The following is a 16,151-nucleotide window of genomic DNA, read 5'->3' as shown; positions in this document are numbered from 1 at the left end:
CGCCTGATGCTCGGCGGCGGCGCCTTTTTGCTCGGCGCGTTGGCGCCGCGCGCATTCGCGCAGCCGCCGCGGCGCGTGATCGTGGTCGGCGGCGCGCTTGCCGAGATCATTTACGCGCTCGGCGCCCAGGGCAACGCAACCGGCACGGCCAGCGTGCTGGTCGGCGCGGATACGACCTGCAGCTATCCGGCCGCCGCGCGCGCCTTGCCGAAGGTCGGCTATCAGCGCGCGTTGTCGGCGGAGGGTCTGCTGTCATTGCGGCCCGACCTGATCCTCGCGTCGGCGGAAGCGGGGCCGACCAACGTGCTCGCGCAGGTCAAACAGGCGGGGGTGTCGGTCGTGTCGTTCGCTGAACAGCACAACGTGGACAGCGTGCGCGACAAGATCACCGGCATCGCCAAGGCGCTCGACGCGAAGCCGCAGGGCGACGCGCTGCTGAGCCGCTTCGATGGCGAATGGCAACGCGCGCGCGAGGCCGTCGCGGCCTCGCCGCTCGCGCGCCGGGCGCAGCCGCCGCGCGTGCTGTTCGTGCTGAATCACACGGGCAATGGCGCGATGGTCGCCGGCCAGCACACCGCCGCCGACGCGATGCTCGCCTATGCCGGCGCGCGCAACGCGATGCAGGGCTTCAACGGTTACCGGCCGCTGTCGGCGGAAGCACTGATAACGGCAGCGCCCGATCTGATCCTGACTACCGACGAAGGCCTGAGCGCGGTCGGCGGCGCAGCGGCGATGCTGGCGAGCCCCGGCTTCGCGGCAACGCCAGCGGGACAGAACAAGCGCGTCGTCGCGCTCGACGCCTTATTCCTGCTCGGCTTCGGCCCGCGCCTGCCCGGTGCGGTGACCATGCTGAACCAGAAGCTGCAGGAGGCGTGATGGAGTCGGACCTCGCGGCGTCCTCACCAGGGCCGGGGCCAGCATCGGCAGACCGCTATCGACCGAACTCTGCCACGCTGGCGGAGCGGCGCCGGCGTACCGCCCGTCTGCTGCTCGGGGCGCTGGGCATCTCGCTCGGTTTGGCGACGCTCGCCGCGATCTGCATCGGCGCGTATCGCATCGGCCCCGCGCTGGTGTGGTCCGCCTTGCTCGCGACACCCGCCGAGCTGGCCAACGATCCGGCGCTTCAGCAGGCGCGCGCGGTCCTGCTGCAAATCCGTGTGCCGCGCGTCGTGCTGGCGCTGCTGGTCGGTGCTGGTTTCGGCTCGGCTGGCAGTGCGCTGCAGGCGCTGTTTCGCAATCCGCTCGCCGACCCTGGGTTGATCGGCATTTCGAGCGGCGCGGCACTGGGTGCGTCCACGCTGATCGTGCTCGGCCCGATGGCCGGCGCACTGAGTCTCGTCTGGCTGCCGGCCGCCGCCTTTCTCGGCGCGCTGACCGTGGCGGCGCTGGTCTACCGCCTCGCCGCCGCGCGCGGCCGGCTCGCGCTGCCGCTGCTGCTGCTCGCCGGCATCGCCATCAATGCGCTGGCCGGCGCCGCGATCGGCCTGCTCACCTATCTCGCCGACGACGCGCAATTGCGTTCGCTGACCTTCTGGAGTCTCGGCAGTCTCGGCGGTGCGCAGTGGCCGGTGCTCGGCGCGGTCGCGCCCTTCGTGGCGATCGGTGCGCTGGTGATCGCGCGCAACGGCCACGCGCTGAACGCGTTGCAACTCGGCGAGACCGAAGCGCAGCATCTCGGCGTGCCGGCTCAGGCGGTCAAACGCACGGTGCTGGTGGCGTCGGCGTTGGGGGTCGGCGCGCTGGTGTCGTGTACCGGCGTGATCGGTTTTATCGGTCTCGTCGCGCCGCATTGCGTGCGGCTCGCCTGCGGTCCCGATCAACGCGTGGTGATGCCCGGCGCGATGCTGCTCGGCGCGACGCTGACCGTGCTCGCCGATCTCGCGGCACGTACCGTCGCCGCGCCTGCCGAAGTGCCGCTCGGCATTCTGACCGCACTGCTCGGTGCGCCCTTCTTCCTCGCGTTGCTGTGGCGCAGCCGCAGTCAACTCGGTCTGTGAGCGATCCAGACTTCCCGACGGAGAGCATCCCATGCTCATGACCAGCCATCTCTCGATCACCCGTGGCGACCGGCCGATTCTGCGCGATCTCTCGCTGACGGTTCAACCCGGTTGCCTGACCACGCTGCTCGGTTGTAACGGGGCCGGCAAGAGCACCTTGCTGAAAGCGCTGGCGGGCGAGTTTCATGGCAGCGGGTCGACGCGTACGCCGCAGTTGCGCGGCACGACGACGCTCAATGGCGAGTCGCTCGACGGCATGTCGTCGAAGCGTCTCGCGCGCTTGCGCGCGGTGTTGCCGCAAGCGTCCAACCCGGTGTTTCCCTTCACGGTCGAAGAGATCGTGCTGCTCGGCCGCTATCCGCACGCGGCGAGCGGGTCCGTGTCTCGTCACGATCGGTGCATCGTCGACGAAGCGTTGACGTTGGCGGGTGCCGAAACGCTCGCCGGCCGTGACATCACCACGCTGTCCGGCGGCGAGTTGGCGAGGGTGCAGTTTGCCCGCGTGCTGGCGCAGATCTGGCCGCGGCAAGACGACGCGGCCGAGACGCGCGATGCATCGGCTCAACCGACCCGCTATCTGCTGCTCGATGAGCCGACTGCCGCGTTGGATCTGGCCCATCAGCATCGTTTGCTGGAGACCGTCAGGGCGTTGACGCGTGATTGGAAAATCGGCGCGCTGGCTATCGTGCACGATCCGAATCTGGCCGCGCGTTATGCCGATGCGATTGCGTTGCTGGCGGACGGCACCATCATCGCGCAAGGCACGCCACGGGAGATCATGCAGCCGGCGTTGATCGAGCGATGCTTCGGGTTTGCGGTGCGGATGCTGGATGCGGGGGATGGGTCGGCGCCGGTGGCGGTGCCGGCTTGAAATTGACGAAATATAAATAATTAAATCCACCTCGCATAAATCATTTAACAACTTGCAATTGCCGATCGTTTTTTAATTGCCTTCACATAATCGAAATACGTAATATCCTCGATATTCTTCAAGCGATTGAATAGGGATTTCATGGTGCGGATCAAACTAACTATCTGACTTCGCGTCGAGATTCAGACAGATCGAAACCCTACGTGCCGCCTGAAATCAAAAAAATCATCAATATCGAGGATAAAGAATGCCCGGAACCCCACGTATGACTGCCCGATGGACCACCCGTCTGATCTGCTGTCTCGCCGCACTATCCCTGATCGTCGTCGCACAGCACGCGCGCGCGGACACCGAATGGCAAACGAACCAGCATCTACGCACCGACTGGGTATTCGCAACGTTAAAAGAGAAGGACATTGGACCCACGCTCGACCACGCGCTACAAGATCAGTCGCGTTGGGCCAATCTGCCCGAGAACGCACCCGGCACATTCCGCTGCAAGAAGCTCGAGCTTGCTCCGCCCTCCCCAGCCGCGGTTGCCGCATTCGACGCAGCGCCCACAACGCGCGGCCCCGAGGCGGACAAGGCCTACGCGAAAGCCGCTTCGCTCGGATACTGGCGCGCGGCGGCGCGACTCGTGAGCAGCAACCTCGACGACGAAAACTGGGAAGGCGCCGCGCCGATCGTCGCATGGTTGCTCGCGCATCATGTGCCGGCCGGCTACAACAAGCTCGCGGACATTCTGCAGGCGCAGTCGGGCTACGACGGCGAAACGCCGGGCGACAGCACGCTCAGCATGATCGCGTCGCTGCGCTGGCGCGCGGCGCGCGAAGGTGATCCAGTTGCGCAGGCGCAGATGGCCGATATTTTCGACAAGCTCAACAAGCCTGCCATCGCTGCATCGTTGCGCGCTTGCGCGACCGAGCAGAACCCAGGTCTGGCGCGCTAACGCAAAGATAGCGGGGAGCGGCTGATCCATCGCGACTACTCCCCGCTCCCCAGAAACCCCACCAACGCCGCCGCGCTCGCACTCAACTGCTCGCGTGCTTTAAAAATCACGATCAACCGGCGCACCGCCCACGCATCGCGCAACGACAGTAACCGCACGTCGAGCGCATTCACGTAAAGCAGGCCCACCTGCTCCGGCACGATCGCGATGCCGAGCCCCGCGTGCACCATCCGGCACAACGCATCGAGACTGCTTACGCGGATCTTCACATCGAGTTGCCTGGCCTCCGCGGCCGCCTGGCGCGCGAGCATCTGCGTCAGCGCGCTCTCGCTGCGCAGGCCGACAAAACTATCGCCGAGCAAACCGTTGAACGTCACGCGCGCCATCCCGGCGAGACGATGACCGCCCGGCACCAGCACCGCCAACCGGTCTTGCCGGTACGGCACCTGCTCGAACGCTTCGCTGCCCGCCACCGCATTGCAGATGCCAAAGTCCGCCGCGTGCTCGCCGACCAGACGCAGCACGTCGGCGCTGTTCTCTTCTTCGAGTTCGATCGACACCTCCGGAAACGCGCGCCCGAACGCGGCCACATCTTCCGGCAGAAACTGCACGATCGACGACAGATTCGCCACCACCCGCACACGGCCTTTCGCGCCCGACGAAAAGCGCGACAACTCCGCGCTCATCTGTTCGATGTTGCCGATGATCGCCAGCGCATAGCGCAGCACGGTCTCGCCGACCGGCGTCACCGTAATGCCGCGCGATTGACGCTGGATCACCGGCAGGCCGATCACCGTCTCGATTTCGGCGATGCGCCGGCTCACCGCCGACGGCGCGATGAACTCGCGTTCGGCCGCCCGCGCGATATTGCGCTCCTGGCAAACGGCGACGAACAATCGCAGCGAAGTCAGGTCGAGTTTCTTGAGCAGGTTTTCCATTGAGCTTCCGTCACCGTAACGCCAAACCGGCCCGAACCGACCGGCCCCGACCCGACCGCCTCGCCGGCATCCGCGAGCGTCAATCGGTCGAATTCATCCTCGGCGCGCGCGCTTTGTTTTCGCGGCGTTATCCGCTATCTTTCCGCACGCCGCTTGCCGCGCGCTGCACGCTGCACTCCGTACGCCGCGCAGTGCACACCGCACCAAAGCGCAGCCACTCATCGCCGACTGGAGACCCATGACCACCGTTCGACTCAGCCGCGCAAGCCGCGCCGATGCCGCCGACCTGATCGCCGCCAACCGCGCGAATCAGCACTACCACTTGCCGTGGGTCGCCTCCTTCACCGATCAGGCCGGTTTCGACGGCTGGTTCTCACGCACCCTGACCGGACCCAACGTCGGACTGGTCGCGCGGGAAATCGCGTCGAACGAGATTGTCGGCATTATCAACGTCAACGAAATCGTCGCGGGAGTTTTTCAGAGCGCTTATCTCGGCTACTACGGCATGTCGCGTTTCGCGCGCCAGGGACGGATGACCGACGCGCTGCGCGCGGCGGTGAGCCATGCGTTCGAGGAAATGGGATTACATCGGCTGGAAGCCAACATTCAACCGGGCAACGAGGCGTCGATCGCGCTGGTGCGGCGGTTGGGCTTTCAGAAGGAAGGGTATTCGCCGCGCTATCTGCGCATCGACGGCGAATGGCGTGATCACGAGCGGTGGGCGCTGCTGGCCGACAGCCCCGCCAGCAACGCGAGCTGAGCCCCTAGCGCGGGCTATGCACTGTCGCGCTGCGCGGCGGCCAGCGAAGCGCGCCGGTTCGACACCCGAGCCATCGACTTGCGGGCCGGCGAATGCCGCGCGCCGTCCGGCACGAACACATAGCCATGACTGCGCACGGTCTGGATGAACCGCGGCGCGGACGGGTCGGCCTCGAGAATTCGCCGCAACCGCCACACCTGCACGTCGACACCGCGATCCGTCCGCTCGTCTTCCGTGCCGTACAGCAACTCGAGCAGGCGCACCCGCGTCAGCGTCCGCATCGGGTTCTCGACGAACACCTTCAGCAAGGCGAACTCCGCCGCGGACAGAAAGAACGCGCCGCTGTCCATCTCCAGGGTGCGCAAGCGCAGGTCCAACGTGAACGGACCAAACACGACCGCACGCTCCGCTTCCCGGGCGGCGGCCGGCAGGCCCGTATTGCAACGCCGCAGCACCGCGCGCACGCGCGCGAGCAGTTCGCGCGGATTGAAGGGTTTGCCGAGGCAGTCGTCCGCACCCATTTCGAGGCCGATGATGCGGTCGACGTCGGTCGGTCTGGCCGTGAGAATCACCGGCACCTCGTTGCCCGCCGCGCGCAGTCTGCTCAGCGCGTCCAGACCTTCGGCGCCGAACCGGATCTGATCGAGCACGACCAGATCGGGCGACGTCTGTTCGATCTTTTCCGCGAGCAAACTCGCGTCGCGCAGGACGGACACTCCCATGCCGGCCCGTTCCAGCAGAGCGGTGAGCACCTCGACGAGTTCGACGTCGTCGTCGACGATCAGTATTTGTGCATTCATATCAAAGAGTCTGACGCGCAAGATGGCAAGCGGGTTTGCAATCACGCTAGCGGTCGGCTCGCAGTGACCGGACCTTGAAATTGGCTTTCACCGCCACTTTCAAAACCGCCAGTCAGGTGCAATCGCTACGCCAACGTGCTGCCCAGATCTCTTGAACGGAGCGAACGGAGAGAATCCGTCGCTGACTGACTAATTATTTGAGTGGCGTCGCGCTGCTCTATACAGTAAGGCGCGCTATGGTCGCTCGAAAGCCGTCGGTAAGGGTGGCCGACAAGCGTGGTCAATAAGCCTTGCCGATAAGCGTATTGTCAGGCGGCGAGCAGGTCGGCCGAAGCAGCGACCGTGATCGCATCGCGTTCGTCATGCGCGTCGATCAGGGCCGCCACGAAGCGGGCATGACGCGACGCGATCTGCCGCACGTCTTCCGTCCCGCGCAGTTTGTCCGCAGCGTAAGCGCGGGTGGATTCGAACAGCCGGTAGACGGCTTCCGACCCATCCAGGCTCACGTTGACCAGCGATTTCGCCACCAGTTCGCCGATGCCGTCGATCACGTCGTCTTCCGTCAGCGCCGCGTCGCAAACCACGGCGCGCATCGAGTCGAACGTGAACGGCGTGTTGAAAATGGCGAGCCGCTGAAACAGGCAGCGTGCGACGTCGCCCAGCAACGTGAAGCTCGCGTCGAAGGTGGCGCGCAGCGTCTGATGGCGCGGCATCGCGGTCCGATAGCCGCCGGTCAGAATCGCCAGACGATCGTCGAGGCGGCGGCGCACGCCTTCCACGCCCAGCACGTCGACACGGGCCGCGGCCAGTTCGATCGCGAGCGGGATGCCATCCAGACGGCGGCAAATTTCGCCGATCAGCCGGATCTCGTGATTCTCCGCGCCGACGCCGGCCGGCAACGCATTCGCGCGTTGCCGGAATAACTCGACGGCGGGACTTTGCAGCATCTCGGCATCGCTGGCCTGCGCCGTCGGGGTCGCGAGCGGATCGACTTTGAACAGCGCCTCCGGGCGAATGCGCAGCGGTTCGCGGCTCGTGACCAGCACGCGCAACGTGGCGCTCGCCGCGAGCAACGGTTCGACGATCTCGGCGACAGCGCCGATCACATGCTCGGCGCTGTCCAGCAGAAGCAGGCGCGGCGTGCGGGCAAGTTCGGTCGTCAGAGCGGCAAGCCCGGGGGTTTCGTTTTCGGCGGGCAGACCGCAGCACGTCATGATCGCCTGGAGCACCGCTTCCCGGGTGTTCAGCGTGGCCAGTTCGACGAACGCGACACGATTGTCGAACTCGCCCGCCATCCGGTGCGCCACTTCGATCGCGAGACTGGTCTTGCCGACGCCGCCCGTGCCGGTCAGCGTCAGCACCGGCGCGTCGGCCAATGCCGCGCAGAGCTGGCCGATCACGGCCTCGCGTCCCACCAGCGACACGCGCCGGGCCGGCAGGCCGACGCGGACCACGGACCGCGCGGGCAGCGGCTTCACCGGCACTTGCGCCAGTTGATAACCGCGGCCGGGCACGGTGATGATGAGATCACGGTCTGGGCCGAGCGCTTTGCGCAGCGCCGACAGGTTCACGTCGATATTGCCTTCTTCGACAATGGAACCCGGCCAGACGGTTTTCATCAGCTCGTCGCGCGTCACGAGGCGGCCACCGGCGGCCGCGATGGCGGCAAGAATGTCGAAAGCGCGGGAGCCCACCCGCACGGCTTCACCGTCGCGGAGCAAACGCCGCATGCCCAGATCGAGTTCGAAACGGCCCAGTTCCATCATGTTGTATCCCCAGTAAGCAGAGTGAAGCGCGTGGCGACTAGCGAATCGAACGGCCCGCGCAATGGCAACGCCTGACGTACGCGGTCCGGTCGGATTACGCGTTGCGTGCGCCGCATTGGCTGCGTGGACGGCCCGATTTGCGCAGCGCGGCCTTCAAGGCAGCGCAAGCTTGAGCGAGCGCCGCTGTCGTGGGAAAGGTATGCGCGAGCCCATCGAATACGACAAAGTCATGGATCGTGCCAAGGTAACGTGTCGCGCTGACCTCGACGCCCGCACGCATGAGCTTGCGTGCGTAAGCCTCGGCGTCGTCCCGCACCACGTCGTTTTCCGCGGTGACGATCAACGCGGATGGCAGACCTTCGAGGTCGTCCGTGGTGGCATTGAGCGGCATCGCCAGTTTGTCGGCCACGCATCCGGCGGGAAATTGCGCGTGAATGGACGCCTGCACGGCGCTAGCCGTCAAACCGGGGCCGTCGGCGTATTGCGCGTAGGACCGGGAATGCGCACCGGCCGAGAGAATCGGGCACAACAGCACCTGAAGCGCGATACGCGGTCCATGCCGCTGCTTCGCCAGCAGCGTGACGGCGGCGGCCATGTTGCCGCCCGCGCCGTCGCCGGCCACCGCGATCGCAGACGGCTCGACGCCGAGCGCCTCGGCGTGCTCCACGACGTACGTCAACGCCGCGTAGGCCTGTTCGTTCTGCACCGGGTACCGTGCGTGCGGCGTCAGCGTGTAGTCGACGAACACGACCGCGACTTCGGCTTGCACCGCGAGCTTGCGGATCAGGCGGCCATGCGTGATGCGGTCGCCCATGCGCCAGCCGCCGCCATGAAAGTACATCACGACCGGCAGGGGCACCGAAACGCCAGCCGGACGAACGATTCGAACGGCAACCGAGCCGGTGGGACCAACGGCGAGCGTCAGATCGTCCGTGACGACAGCGAGGCCGTCAGCAGGCGTCGCGGTTTGCTCGGACCCGTCGATGGTCGGCGGGTCGTTCAGAAGCAGGTCATCCGGATGCAGACCGGCTTCGGCGATCACGTCGAGAAACTGCTGGGTCTCGGCGTCGAGAACCGGGTGTGCCGAGGACGGGGTCACCAGGTTCGCTGCGCAATGCCGCGGTTCGCCAGGGCGGGTGAGTGGATTCATGAGGCCAGGTTCCGATGGAGTCAGCAGGAGAGATACGTTCGTCGCCGGCACCGCGCTGCGTGGCAAGCGGCGTGGTCAGGCTCGTGTCACGAACATTCCGTTGCTGCCAATTCTCGGGGAGACCCGGCCAAAGGCGTCAGTTAAGCTTTGCTAAGAACCGTTAGCGCCCCGCCTGGCGGGCCTTGGCAAGGATGGCGGGGACTTCGCGAGCGCGCCGGTCCCGCCCGGCTTCAGGAGAATTCGCGCGGCGTGGCCGCCGCCGCGTTGCTGGCGTCGTGCCGCTCGGCCAGCAGGTCGCGACACCACGAAGGCTGATCCAGCCGTCCCGCCGCAATCAGTGCGTTGACGCAGGACGGCGACCCGGCGCTGGCGAAGACCTCCAGTTGCATGAGGGTGGCGCCGTGCGGCGCCACGGGTCGCGCATTGGCCAGCGCCGCGAAACTTTCGGCCCATTTATCCCAGTACGACAAACCGCGCTGGCGAGTCCGCTCGCGCAACCTGCCGGTCAGTTCGCGCGCCATCGCAAGGTCGTTGGCCCAGATCGCAACCGGAATCGAGCCGATCGAGAGGCCGTAGCAGATCGACAGATCGTGATCCACCTCCAGCGCCAGCGCGGCGCATTCGCGAGCGAGCGCCAGCGCGCGGTCCCTGTCGCCTTGCAGCCAGAGAATGCGCATCAGCAGCGACATGCTCGCAATGCGGCCGTCCACCTGCGCATGATTCGCGTGATTCGCGCGGATCGGATCTTCGTCTCGCGCGATCACGTCTTCGATCAGCGAGCGCGCCTCGCGCTGATCGCCGAGGAAATGATGCGAGAGCGCCTTCATGTGATCGGCGGTCTGCACGGCGGACAGATCTCCCGTGCCGGCCGCGAGCCTGCTGAAATGCTCGGCCAGCGGCAAGCTCTCCGCGTAGCTGCCCGCGAGAATGCGTTGCGCCCAGATGCCCCACAGCGTGCGCATCTCCATGCCCAGATCAGCGAGACGGCAAGCCGCTTCATAGGCGTGTTCGAACGCCTGCGCCATGGCCGGCGTCGGTCCGCGCGTGTGCCACAGCGCGTGGCCGTAGGCGGCAAGCAACTCGACGTGCTCGGGCGTGCCGGCCAGATCGCTGCCTTCCACCGCGGCGATCGCGTGTTCGGCCAGCCCGAGAAACTCGTGCGGCAACGACAGGTGGAACCACAACGGTGCGGTGACGATAACCAGCGTGATCGCGATGTGGCGCTCGCCGCCTTCGCGCGACGCCCATTCGAACGCCGCGCGAATGTCGTCGATCCGCCGGCTATGGATCGCGAGCCATTCGCGCGGCGCTTTACCTTCCCATGCCGCAGCCGGATCGGCAAACACCTGACAGCAATGCTGGGCGTGACGCCGCCGCACTGCATCGGTCTCGCCGGCTTCCACGAGGCGCAGGTGCGCATAGTGACGGGTCGTGTCGAGCAGCCGGTACGGCAAAGGCGAATCGCCCACGTCGCACGAGATCAGCGACTTGGCAATCAGACCGGTGGTGGCGTCGAACACCGCGAGTTCGTCGAGCGCCTCGCAACGGGCGACCGCCGCCGCTTCGCTCATGTCGAACGACGCGCGCATCACCGACAAACGCCGCAGCACCTGCTGCTCTTGCGGCTGCAGCAGTTCATAGCTCCAGTCGAGCGTCGCGCGCAGCGTCTGCTGGCGCGGCAACGCGGTGCGGCGGCCTTGCGTCAGCAGCGCGAAACGGTCGTCCAGCCGCGCGGCAATGGCATGCACGTCCATCAGGCCGACGCGCGCCGCCGCGAATTCGATCGCGAGTGGAATGCCGTCCAGCCGGCGGCAGATATCGCCGACCGCCGTCGCGTTGGCTTCGGTCAGTGCGAACGTATCGTTGGCGGCGTTGGCGCGGTCCACGAACAACGCAATGGCGGGATACTCGCTCGCCTGATTCGTACTGAGCGCGGTACCCGAGTCGGGCGACGGCAGCGCCGCGAGCCGATGCACCGACTCGCCTTCCGACCGCAGCGGCTCCCGGCTCGTCACCAGCAAATGCACGCCGGGCGCGGCCTGCAACAACTGCTCGGCAAGTTCGGCGACCGCGTCGATCAGATGCTCGCAGTTGTCCAGCACCAGCAGCACGGGCGCGTCGGCCAGCGTTCTGATCAGGTCCGGCACCGGGTCGCCGGTGGACACCGCGACGCCGACCGCCGACGCCACCGTACTCGCCGCGTTCGAGGCGTCCGAGACCGGCGCGAAGTTGACGAACAGCGCGCGCGTGCCGGTCTGTTCGGCAAACCGGTGCGCGATGGCCAGCGCGACCGTGGTCTTACCCATGCCGCCGGGTCCGGTGATGGTCAGCAAACGGCGTTTGGGCAGTTGATCGGTCAGCCCCGCGATCACCTCGTCGCGACCGATCACCCGCGCCAGCTTCACCGGCAACGTACGGGCCCCGCCCGGCGCCGGGGCCGCAAGCGGGCCGGCCGACGACTTGCTGACCGGCACCGCGAACCGATAGCCGCGGCCCGTTTCATTGACGATATAGCGAATTCCGTCGACGCCGTCGCCCAACGCCTTGCGAAGCGCGGACAGATGCACGCGCAAAGCGCCCTCGTCCACCACGTTGTCCGCCCACACGCGGGCGCACAGGTCGCGCGTCGGCATCAGCGTGCCGGCGCTTTCGACCAGCACCACGAGGATATCGAGCGCGCGGCTGCCGAGGCGCACCGGCTCGCCATTTTTTGTCAGCGCGCGCTGCGGGAAATGCAGTGTGAACGGACCGAACGCGATGCTGTACGGGGAGATCATCAAACCACCTTGATTGTGTAGCGGGATTCACGGCAGCACGGTGCTGTCGGAACGCAAACGGCACACCACGCCAAAAATACCGAATGATCGCGTACTACGGTTTCAACGCCAACTTAATCGATGTTAATTCGACGCACTCACCCGCGCCCGAGCGTTGCATAGCGGCGCATAGCAACGTTTAACAGCACGTAACTCGATTTGCAGCGCCCGTGCGTCGATCATTCAGTCCATGCAACCTGTCCATCGACGCGGAGAAAATCATGGAACGTCTGAAAGCACTGGAGATATTCAAGGCCGTCGCGGATCACGGCAGTTTCACCAAGGCGGCCGATGCCGCTCACGTGGGCGTGCCGTCCGTCAGTCGCGCGGTGCAGGATCTCGAAACGCTGCTCGGTGTGCAGCTGTTCAACCGGACCACGCGCAAGGTCACGCTGACGCCGGTGGGACATACCGTGCTCGAACATGCCGCCGGCGTGCTCGACTGTTATGAAGATCTGGCTCGCGTGAGCAACGATATCGCGCTCGACGTGTCGGGCGATCTGCGTCTCGAAGTCCCGGCGCTGTTCGGCATGAGCCGCCTCGCGCCGATTCTGGCCAATTTCACGCGTGAGCATCCGAAGGTCCGTGTCGATACGCGGCTGGTCGACCATCAGGGCGAGACGCTGGGCGACCTGGCGGATCTCTCCATCGTGGTCGGGCGCGCCGCGCCGGCTTCCTGTGTCGCGCGGCAGCTTGCCGCGACGCGCTTCGGGATGTATGCGAGCCCGGCGTTCCTGAGCGGCGCCGGCATGCCCCGACATCCGGACGACGTGCGACCCGAGCATTGCATGACGGTGATCGCCGGGTCGCACGATGCCACGCTAGCACTGACTCACGCCGTGACCGGCGAGCGCTCGGCATTGCGCGCCCGCAGCGCGTTTCGCACCAATTGCCCGAGCGCGCTGATTTCCGCGACGCTGGATGGCCTCGGCATGGCGGTCTTGCCGGAATCGATCGCCCGCCTGTCGGAGTCGCGCGGCGAACTCGTACGGGTGCTGAACGACTGGCGCGCGCCGTCGCTCGATACGCTGCTGGTTTATCGAACGCGGCGCAATCTGCCGTTGCGGGTGCGCAAGCTGATCGATTGTCTGGTCGCAAGTTTCGGCGACGACGAAGCAGGTTCGCTGTCGCCCCTCAGGATGCCGCCGAACGTGCCCGCTGTCGCTCATATCAAGGCCCATGCACACGGCGCGCGTTGGGCAGCGTGATCATGATTGGCGGGTGAAACGCAATGGCCTTGCATGCGCCGCTATTTTTGCGAGGTCGCGGCATCGATCGCTTTCGCAACCGCCGGGCGAACCGGATCTCGCCCTCATCGCCACCGGGCATTTAAACTTCGCCGGTGGCTTTCCGGTCACGAATCGCTAGCTGATTCCATTCACCCAGCGCTGCTATCGACGTTAGAAGCGCCACGCCCCGCGGAGAGATCCATGCCGTTGCACCTGTCGAGATTGATTCTTTATGTCCACGACGTCGCGCTGCTGAAGTCCTTCTATCAAACCCATTTCGCGCTGCCCGTCAGCGAGGAAATCGAACACGAATGGGTCGTGCTGCAAGCGGGTGCGGTCGAGATCGCGCTGCATCGGGTCGGTGAACCGTATCGCGCGCTGTCCGCCAGGCCCAATCATTCGAATGCGAAGCTGGTCTTCTCGGTCGCGTCCGGACTGATCGAGCTGCACGACACGCTCACGCGCGCCGGCGTGCCGATGCGCGGCCTGAAACGCTACGACGGGTTCCCCCACCTGATGTGCGACGGCGAAGATCCCGAAGGCAACGTGTTTCAGCTTTCGCAAGCGGATTGACCGGGCGTCGCGGCGCGCTGTTCGCTGCTGAACCCTGTCGATTCCGCTCGCGTTGCGATCAGGTTTCGCTCACGCGCAACCGCTGATATCGCAACTCGGCCCACTCCTCGACGCCGACGATGCCGTAGCGAACGCCGACGCCCCGCTGGACACGCCGGTCAGGCGCGCAAGCTCGTGCGCCCATTCGACCGGCCGGCCGAGATACGCGCGAATGTCGACGACACCGACGCGACCCTGCGCGTCTTCCAGCGCGAACGTCGGAAAGCCGTGGCCGCCCACCTCGTCCAGCAGACGACGGCTAGCGTCGATATGCTGTTGCGTCGTCGCCCCGCTGTGCTGCGCGAACGCCGCGCGAAACTCATCCGCCGGCAAGCCGATCTCGACGGCGAGTTCGTGCAGCACGGCGGGGTCGCTGATGCGCTTGCCTTCCTCGTAATGCGCGCGCTGCTGGCGGTGAATCATGTCGAGCCCACGCGCCGCTACCGCTTGCGCCGCCAACGCCGCCGTAATCGGCGGCTCCGAATCCATCATGGCGTGCTCGTCGCGCAACAGGCCGTCGAAGTAAGCCGCGCCGAACGGCTGGCCGGTCAGCTCGGCAATCCGCCGGTCGTGCGGCATCACGTAGTCGCGCCATTGCGGCGTCACGCGACGGCGCTGCGAGCCCGCGAGCATGCCGCCGCCGTGAAACGCGAGCGCGAGACCCGGCACGGCGCGCGCCGCCTCGACGAGCGGCGCGGCGCCATAGCACCAGCCGCACAGCGGATCGTAGATGTAGTGAAGCGTCGCCATCAAATGGATTCTCCAGGAACGGGTTCTGAAACGATACCGCCATTGTAAATTTCCTGAATCGATCTAAAAGCCGCTTATCGTGCGCATGTTTTTTGCAAGGACGCCGCGCCGGCACCTCAATTGTCGGGACTAAACCCGCGCGCGTAGGCCAGTGCTTCGGCCAGCACGTCGATTTCCAACTGTTTTTCCCGCAACCGCGCACGCAGTTCGACGATCTGCTGAACCGCGTCCAGCACGCTCGCGACGTCGACCGGCTCGTGACCCAACGCCGCGCCGCCTTCATGCGAGTGAGGACGACCCTGGGTTTTCCATCCGTCGAGATTGCTCGACCCGGATAGCGTACCCACGGGCCGCTGCCGGCGCGCCCGGCCGCGGCCGGCCGCGGCCGGCATCGTGTTCCTGACGGCAGTCGCTTTCCGTGGCCTCGCAGGACGCACGGCGCCGGGCGACGCGGGTGTGACGCGTAGCAAACAGCATGTTCTTCTCCGTTCTGGGGTAAGACCGAGCCGCGCGACGCCGCGCAGGCCCAAGCCTACCCAGGCATTTATTTACGTTACTGGAACTGATACAGATACCCGAGGCGCGCGGCGGGAATGAAGCGCCGGCCGACCAGCGGGCTATCGGCGATACCGCTGCCGAGGTGCGTGACCTGCAGATCGAGGCTCACCGACTGACGCGGCGCGAGCTGATACGCAACGCGCGTACCGAGGGTCGCGTTCACCGTCGCACTGCCGTCATACGCAGGCCGCCCGGCGCGTGCTTCCGACGAGGTCACGCCATAGTAGTAGTCGACGTATTTACCGGCGAGCCAGGTCGCATCCGCATGCGGTTCGATGCTCCAGCGCCCCATTTCGAAGGCTTTTTTGAATTCGAGGCTGGCTTGCTGACCCTTGTTGCCGCCCAGCAGATAGCTGCCGGTCAGCGTGCCGAAGGCCGTATGCCAGCCCACCACCGGGCCGTACCAGAAGGTCAGATCGTCGCGATTCGGCAGGCCGTTCAGGATCGGCGCATCCGAGGCCCGATAGCCTTCGAGAATCCCCACGCGGGCCCGCAATGCAACCGTTACGCCGCTCCATTGTCCGACCTTGAGATCGAGCCGCGTGGCGTACGCGTTAATCCACTTATTGTCGATGTAGAACAGCGGAATCGGCGTCACGCGCGCTTTATCGCCGCGGTAGGGCGACGCGTCCACGCCCACGCCGGCGCCCAGGCCCCAATGCGTCACGTTGGTCGCGTTGCTCAATACGGTGAAGCCGGAATCGGCCTCGCTGTCCACGCCGCCCGCCCACGCGAGGCGGGAACTCATCAGCAGCGTGGCGGCCAGCAGCACCGGGTAATCGCGGCAACGGGCCTTCTTCGGCACATCGGTAACACGACGTGGGGATTTCGACGAACTCGCCATTCAGTAACCTCCGATCAGAAGCGGCGAGAGTACTCAGGCGATTCGACGCCATGATGTGCGCGATATGTCGAGCCCGATACAATGTGTCAGCCCTGAAATATTGCCGGGGCA

Annotated in this window: 14 protein-coding genes and 1 pseudogene; 7 read left to right on the top strand and 8 right to left on the bottom strand. The window is 65.9% G+C overall.

All coding sequences use genetic code 11. The features are described 5' to 3' along the window. Positions 1 to 6 precede the first annotated feature (6 nt). The 4 genes from BX591_RS20610 (at position 7) to BX591_RS20595 (ending at position 3,817) form a co-directional block, all read left to right on the top strand. Positions 7 to 876, top strand: coding sequence for a heme/hemin ABC transporter substrate-binding protein (locus tag BX591_RS20610; RefSeq protein WP_111933207.1), 870 nt, complete (start codon positions 7 to 9; stop codon positions 874 to 876). Next, complete coding sequence (locus BX591_RS20605; RefSeq protein WP_111933162.1) at positions 876 to 1,997, top strand: FecCD family ABC transporter permease; 1,122 nt, start codon at positions 876 to 878, stop codon at positions 1,995 to 1,997. Before BX591_RS20610 ends, BX591_RS20605 begins: the two co-directional genes overlap by 1 nt. Positions 1,998 to 2,028: 31 nt before the next feature. After that, positions 2,029 to 2,868, top strand: a complete 840-nt coding sequence (locus BX591_RS20600; protein WP_111933161.1) for a heme ABC transporter ATP-binding protein — start codon at positions 2,029 to 2,031, stop codon at positions 2,866 to 2,868. 265 nt (positions 2,869 to 3,133) lie between these two features. Continuing rightward, on the top strand, positions 3,134 to 3,817 hold the full coding sequence (locus BX591_RS20595) for a hypothetical protein (protein WP_111933160.1): 684 nt from the start codon (positions 3,134 to 3,136) through the stop codon (positions 3,815 to 3,817). 35 nt (positions 3,818 to 3,852) lie between these two features. Here BX591_RS20595 and BX591_RS20590 read toward each other — a convergent pair whose 3' ends face one another. After that, on the bottom strand, positions 3,853 to 4,755 hold the full coding sequence (locus BX591_RS20590) for a LysR family transcriptional regulator (protein WP_111933159.1): 903 nt from the start codon (positions 4,753 to 4,755) through the stop codon (positions 3,853 to 3,855). Positions 4,756 to 4,993: 238 nt separating this feature from the next. Between BX591_RS20590 and BX591_RS20585 the strand changes: the two genes are divergently transcribed. Then, positions 4,994 to 5,515, top strand: coding sequence for a GNAT family N-acetyltransferase (locus tag BX591_RS20585; RefSeq protein WP_111933158.1), 522 nt, complete (start codon positions 4,994 to 4,996; stop codon positions 5,513 to 5,515). Between the two features lie 80 nt (positions 5,516 to 5,595). Here the strand turns inward: BX591_RS20585 and BX591_RS20580 are convergent. From BX591_RS20580 to BX591_RS20565, 4 genes and pseudogenes are all read right to left on the bottom strand, one after another. Beyond that, positions 5,596 to 6,315, bottom strand: a pseudogene (locus BX591_RS20580) (winged helix-turn-helix domain-containing protein); the annotation flags it as partial. Positions 6,316 to 6,623: 308 nt separating this feature from the next. Further along, positions 6,624 to 8,081, bottom strand: coding sequence for an ATP-binding protein (locus tag BX591_RS20575; RefSeq protein WP_111933156.1), 1,458 nt, complete (start codon positions 8,079 to 8,081; stop codon positions 6,624 to 6,626). Between the two features lie 94 nt (positions 8,082 to 8,175). Continuing rightward, on the bottom strand, positions 8,176 to 9,231 hold the full coding sequence (locus BX591_RS20570) for an alpha/beta hydrolase (protein WP_111933155.1): 1,056 nt from the start codon (positions 9,229 to 9,231) through the stop codon (positions 8,176 to 8,178). A 230-nt stretch (positions 9,232 to 9,461) separates the two neighbouring features. Then, the gene (locus BX591_RS20565; RefSeq protein ID WP_111933154.1) at positions 9,462 to 12,008 is read right to left on the bottom strand and encodes an ATP-binding protein; all 2,547 of its coding nucleotides are present in this window, start codon (positions 12,006 to 12,008) and stop codon (positions 9,462 to 9,464) included. Positions 12,009 to 12,268: 260 nt separating this feature from the next. Between BX591_RS20565 and BX591_RS20560 the strand changes: the two genes are divergently transcribed. Beyond that, positions 12,269 to 13,255 (top strand): LysR family transcriptional regulator, encoded by a 987-nt coding sequence (locus tag BX591_RS20560; protein ID WP_111933153.1) that lies wholly within the window; start codon positions 12,269 to 12,271, stop codon positions 13,253 to 13,255. 222 nt (positions 13,256 to 13,477) lie between these two features. Beyond that, positions 13,478 to 13,849: a VOC family protein gene (locus BX591_RS20555; protein ID WP_111933152.1), complete on the top strand. Its 372-nt coding sequence runs from the start codon at positions 13,478 to 13,480 to the stop codon at positions 13,847 to 13,849. Positions 13,850 to 13,918: 69 nt separating this feature from the next. Here the strand turns inward: BX591_RS20555 and BX591_RS20550 are convergent, their stop codons facing one another. From BX591_RS20550 to BX591_RS20540, 3 genes are all read right to left on the bottom strand, one after another. Next, positions 13,919 to 14,638 (bottom strand): DsbA family protein, encoded by a 720-nt coding sequence (locus BX591_RS20550; RefSeq protein WP_111933151.1) that lies wholly within the window; start codon positions 14,636 to 14,638, stop codon positions 13,919 to 13,921. A gap of 116 nt (positions 14,639 to 14,754) precedes the next feature. Then, positions 14,755 to 14,985: a hypothetical protein gene (locus tag BX591_RS20545; protein ID WP_146749801.1), complete on the bottom strand. Its 231-nt coding sequence runs from the start codon at positions 14,983 to 14,985 to the stop codon at positions 14,755 to 14,757. A gap of 206 nt (positions 14,986 to 15,191) precedes the next feature. Then, the gene (locus tag BX591_RS20540; protein WP_111933149.1) at positions 15,192 to 16,040 is read right to left on the bottom strand and encodes a MipA/OmpV family protein; all 849 of its coding nucleotides are present in this window, start codon (positions 16,038 to 16,040) and stop codon (positions 15,192 to 15,194) included. Positions 16,041 to 16,151 lie beyond the last annotated feature (111 nt).

Origin of the sequence: Paraburkholderia bryophila, assembly GCF_003269035.1 — a bacterium.
GTDB classification, from domain to species: Bacteria; Pseudomonadota; Gammaproteobacteria; order Burkholderiales; family Burkholderiaceae; genus Paraburkholderia; species Paraburkholderia bryophila.
Note: the sequence above shows the minus strand (reverse complement) of the source record. Positions and strands in the feature narration are given on the sequence as shown.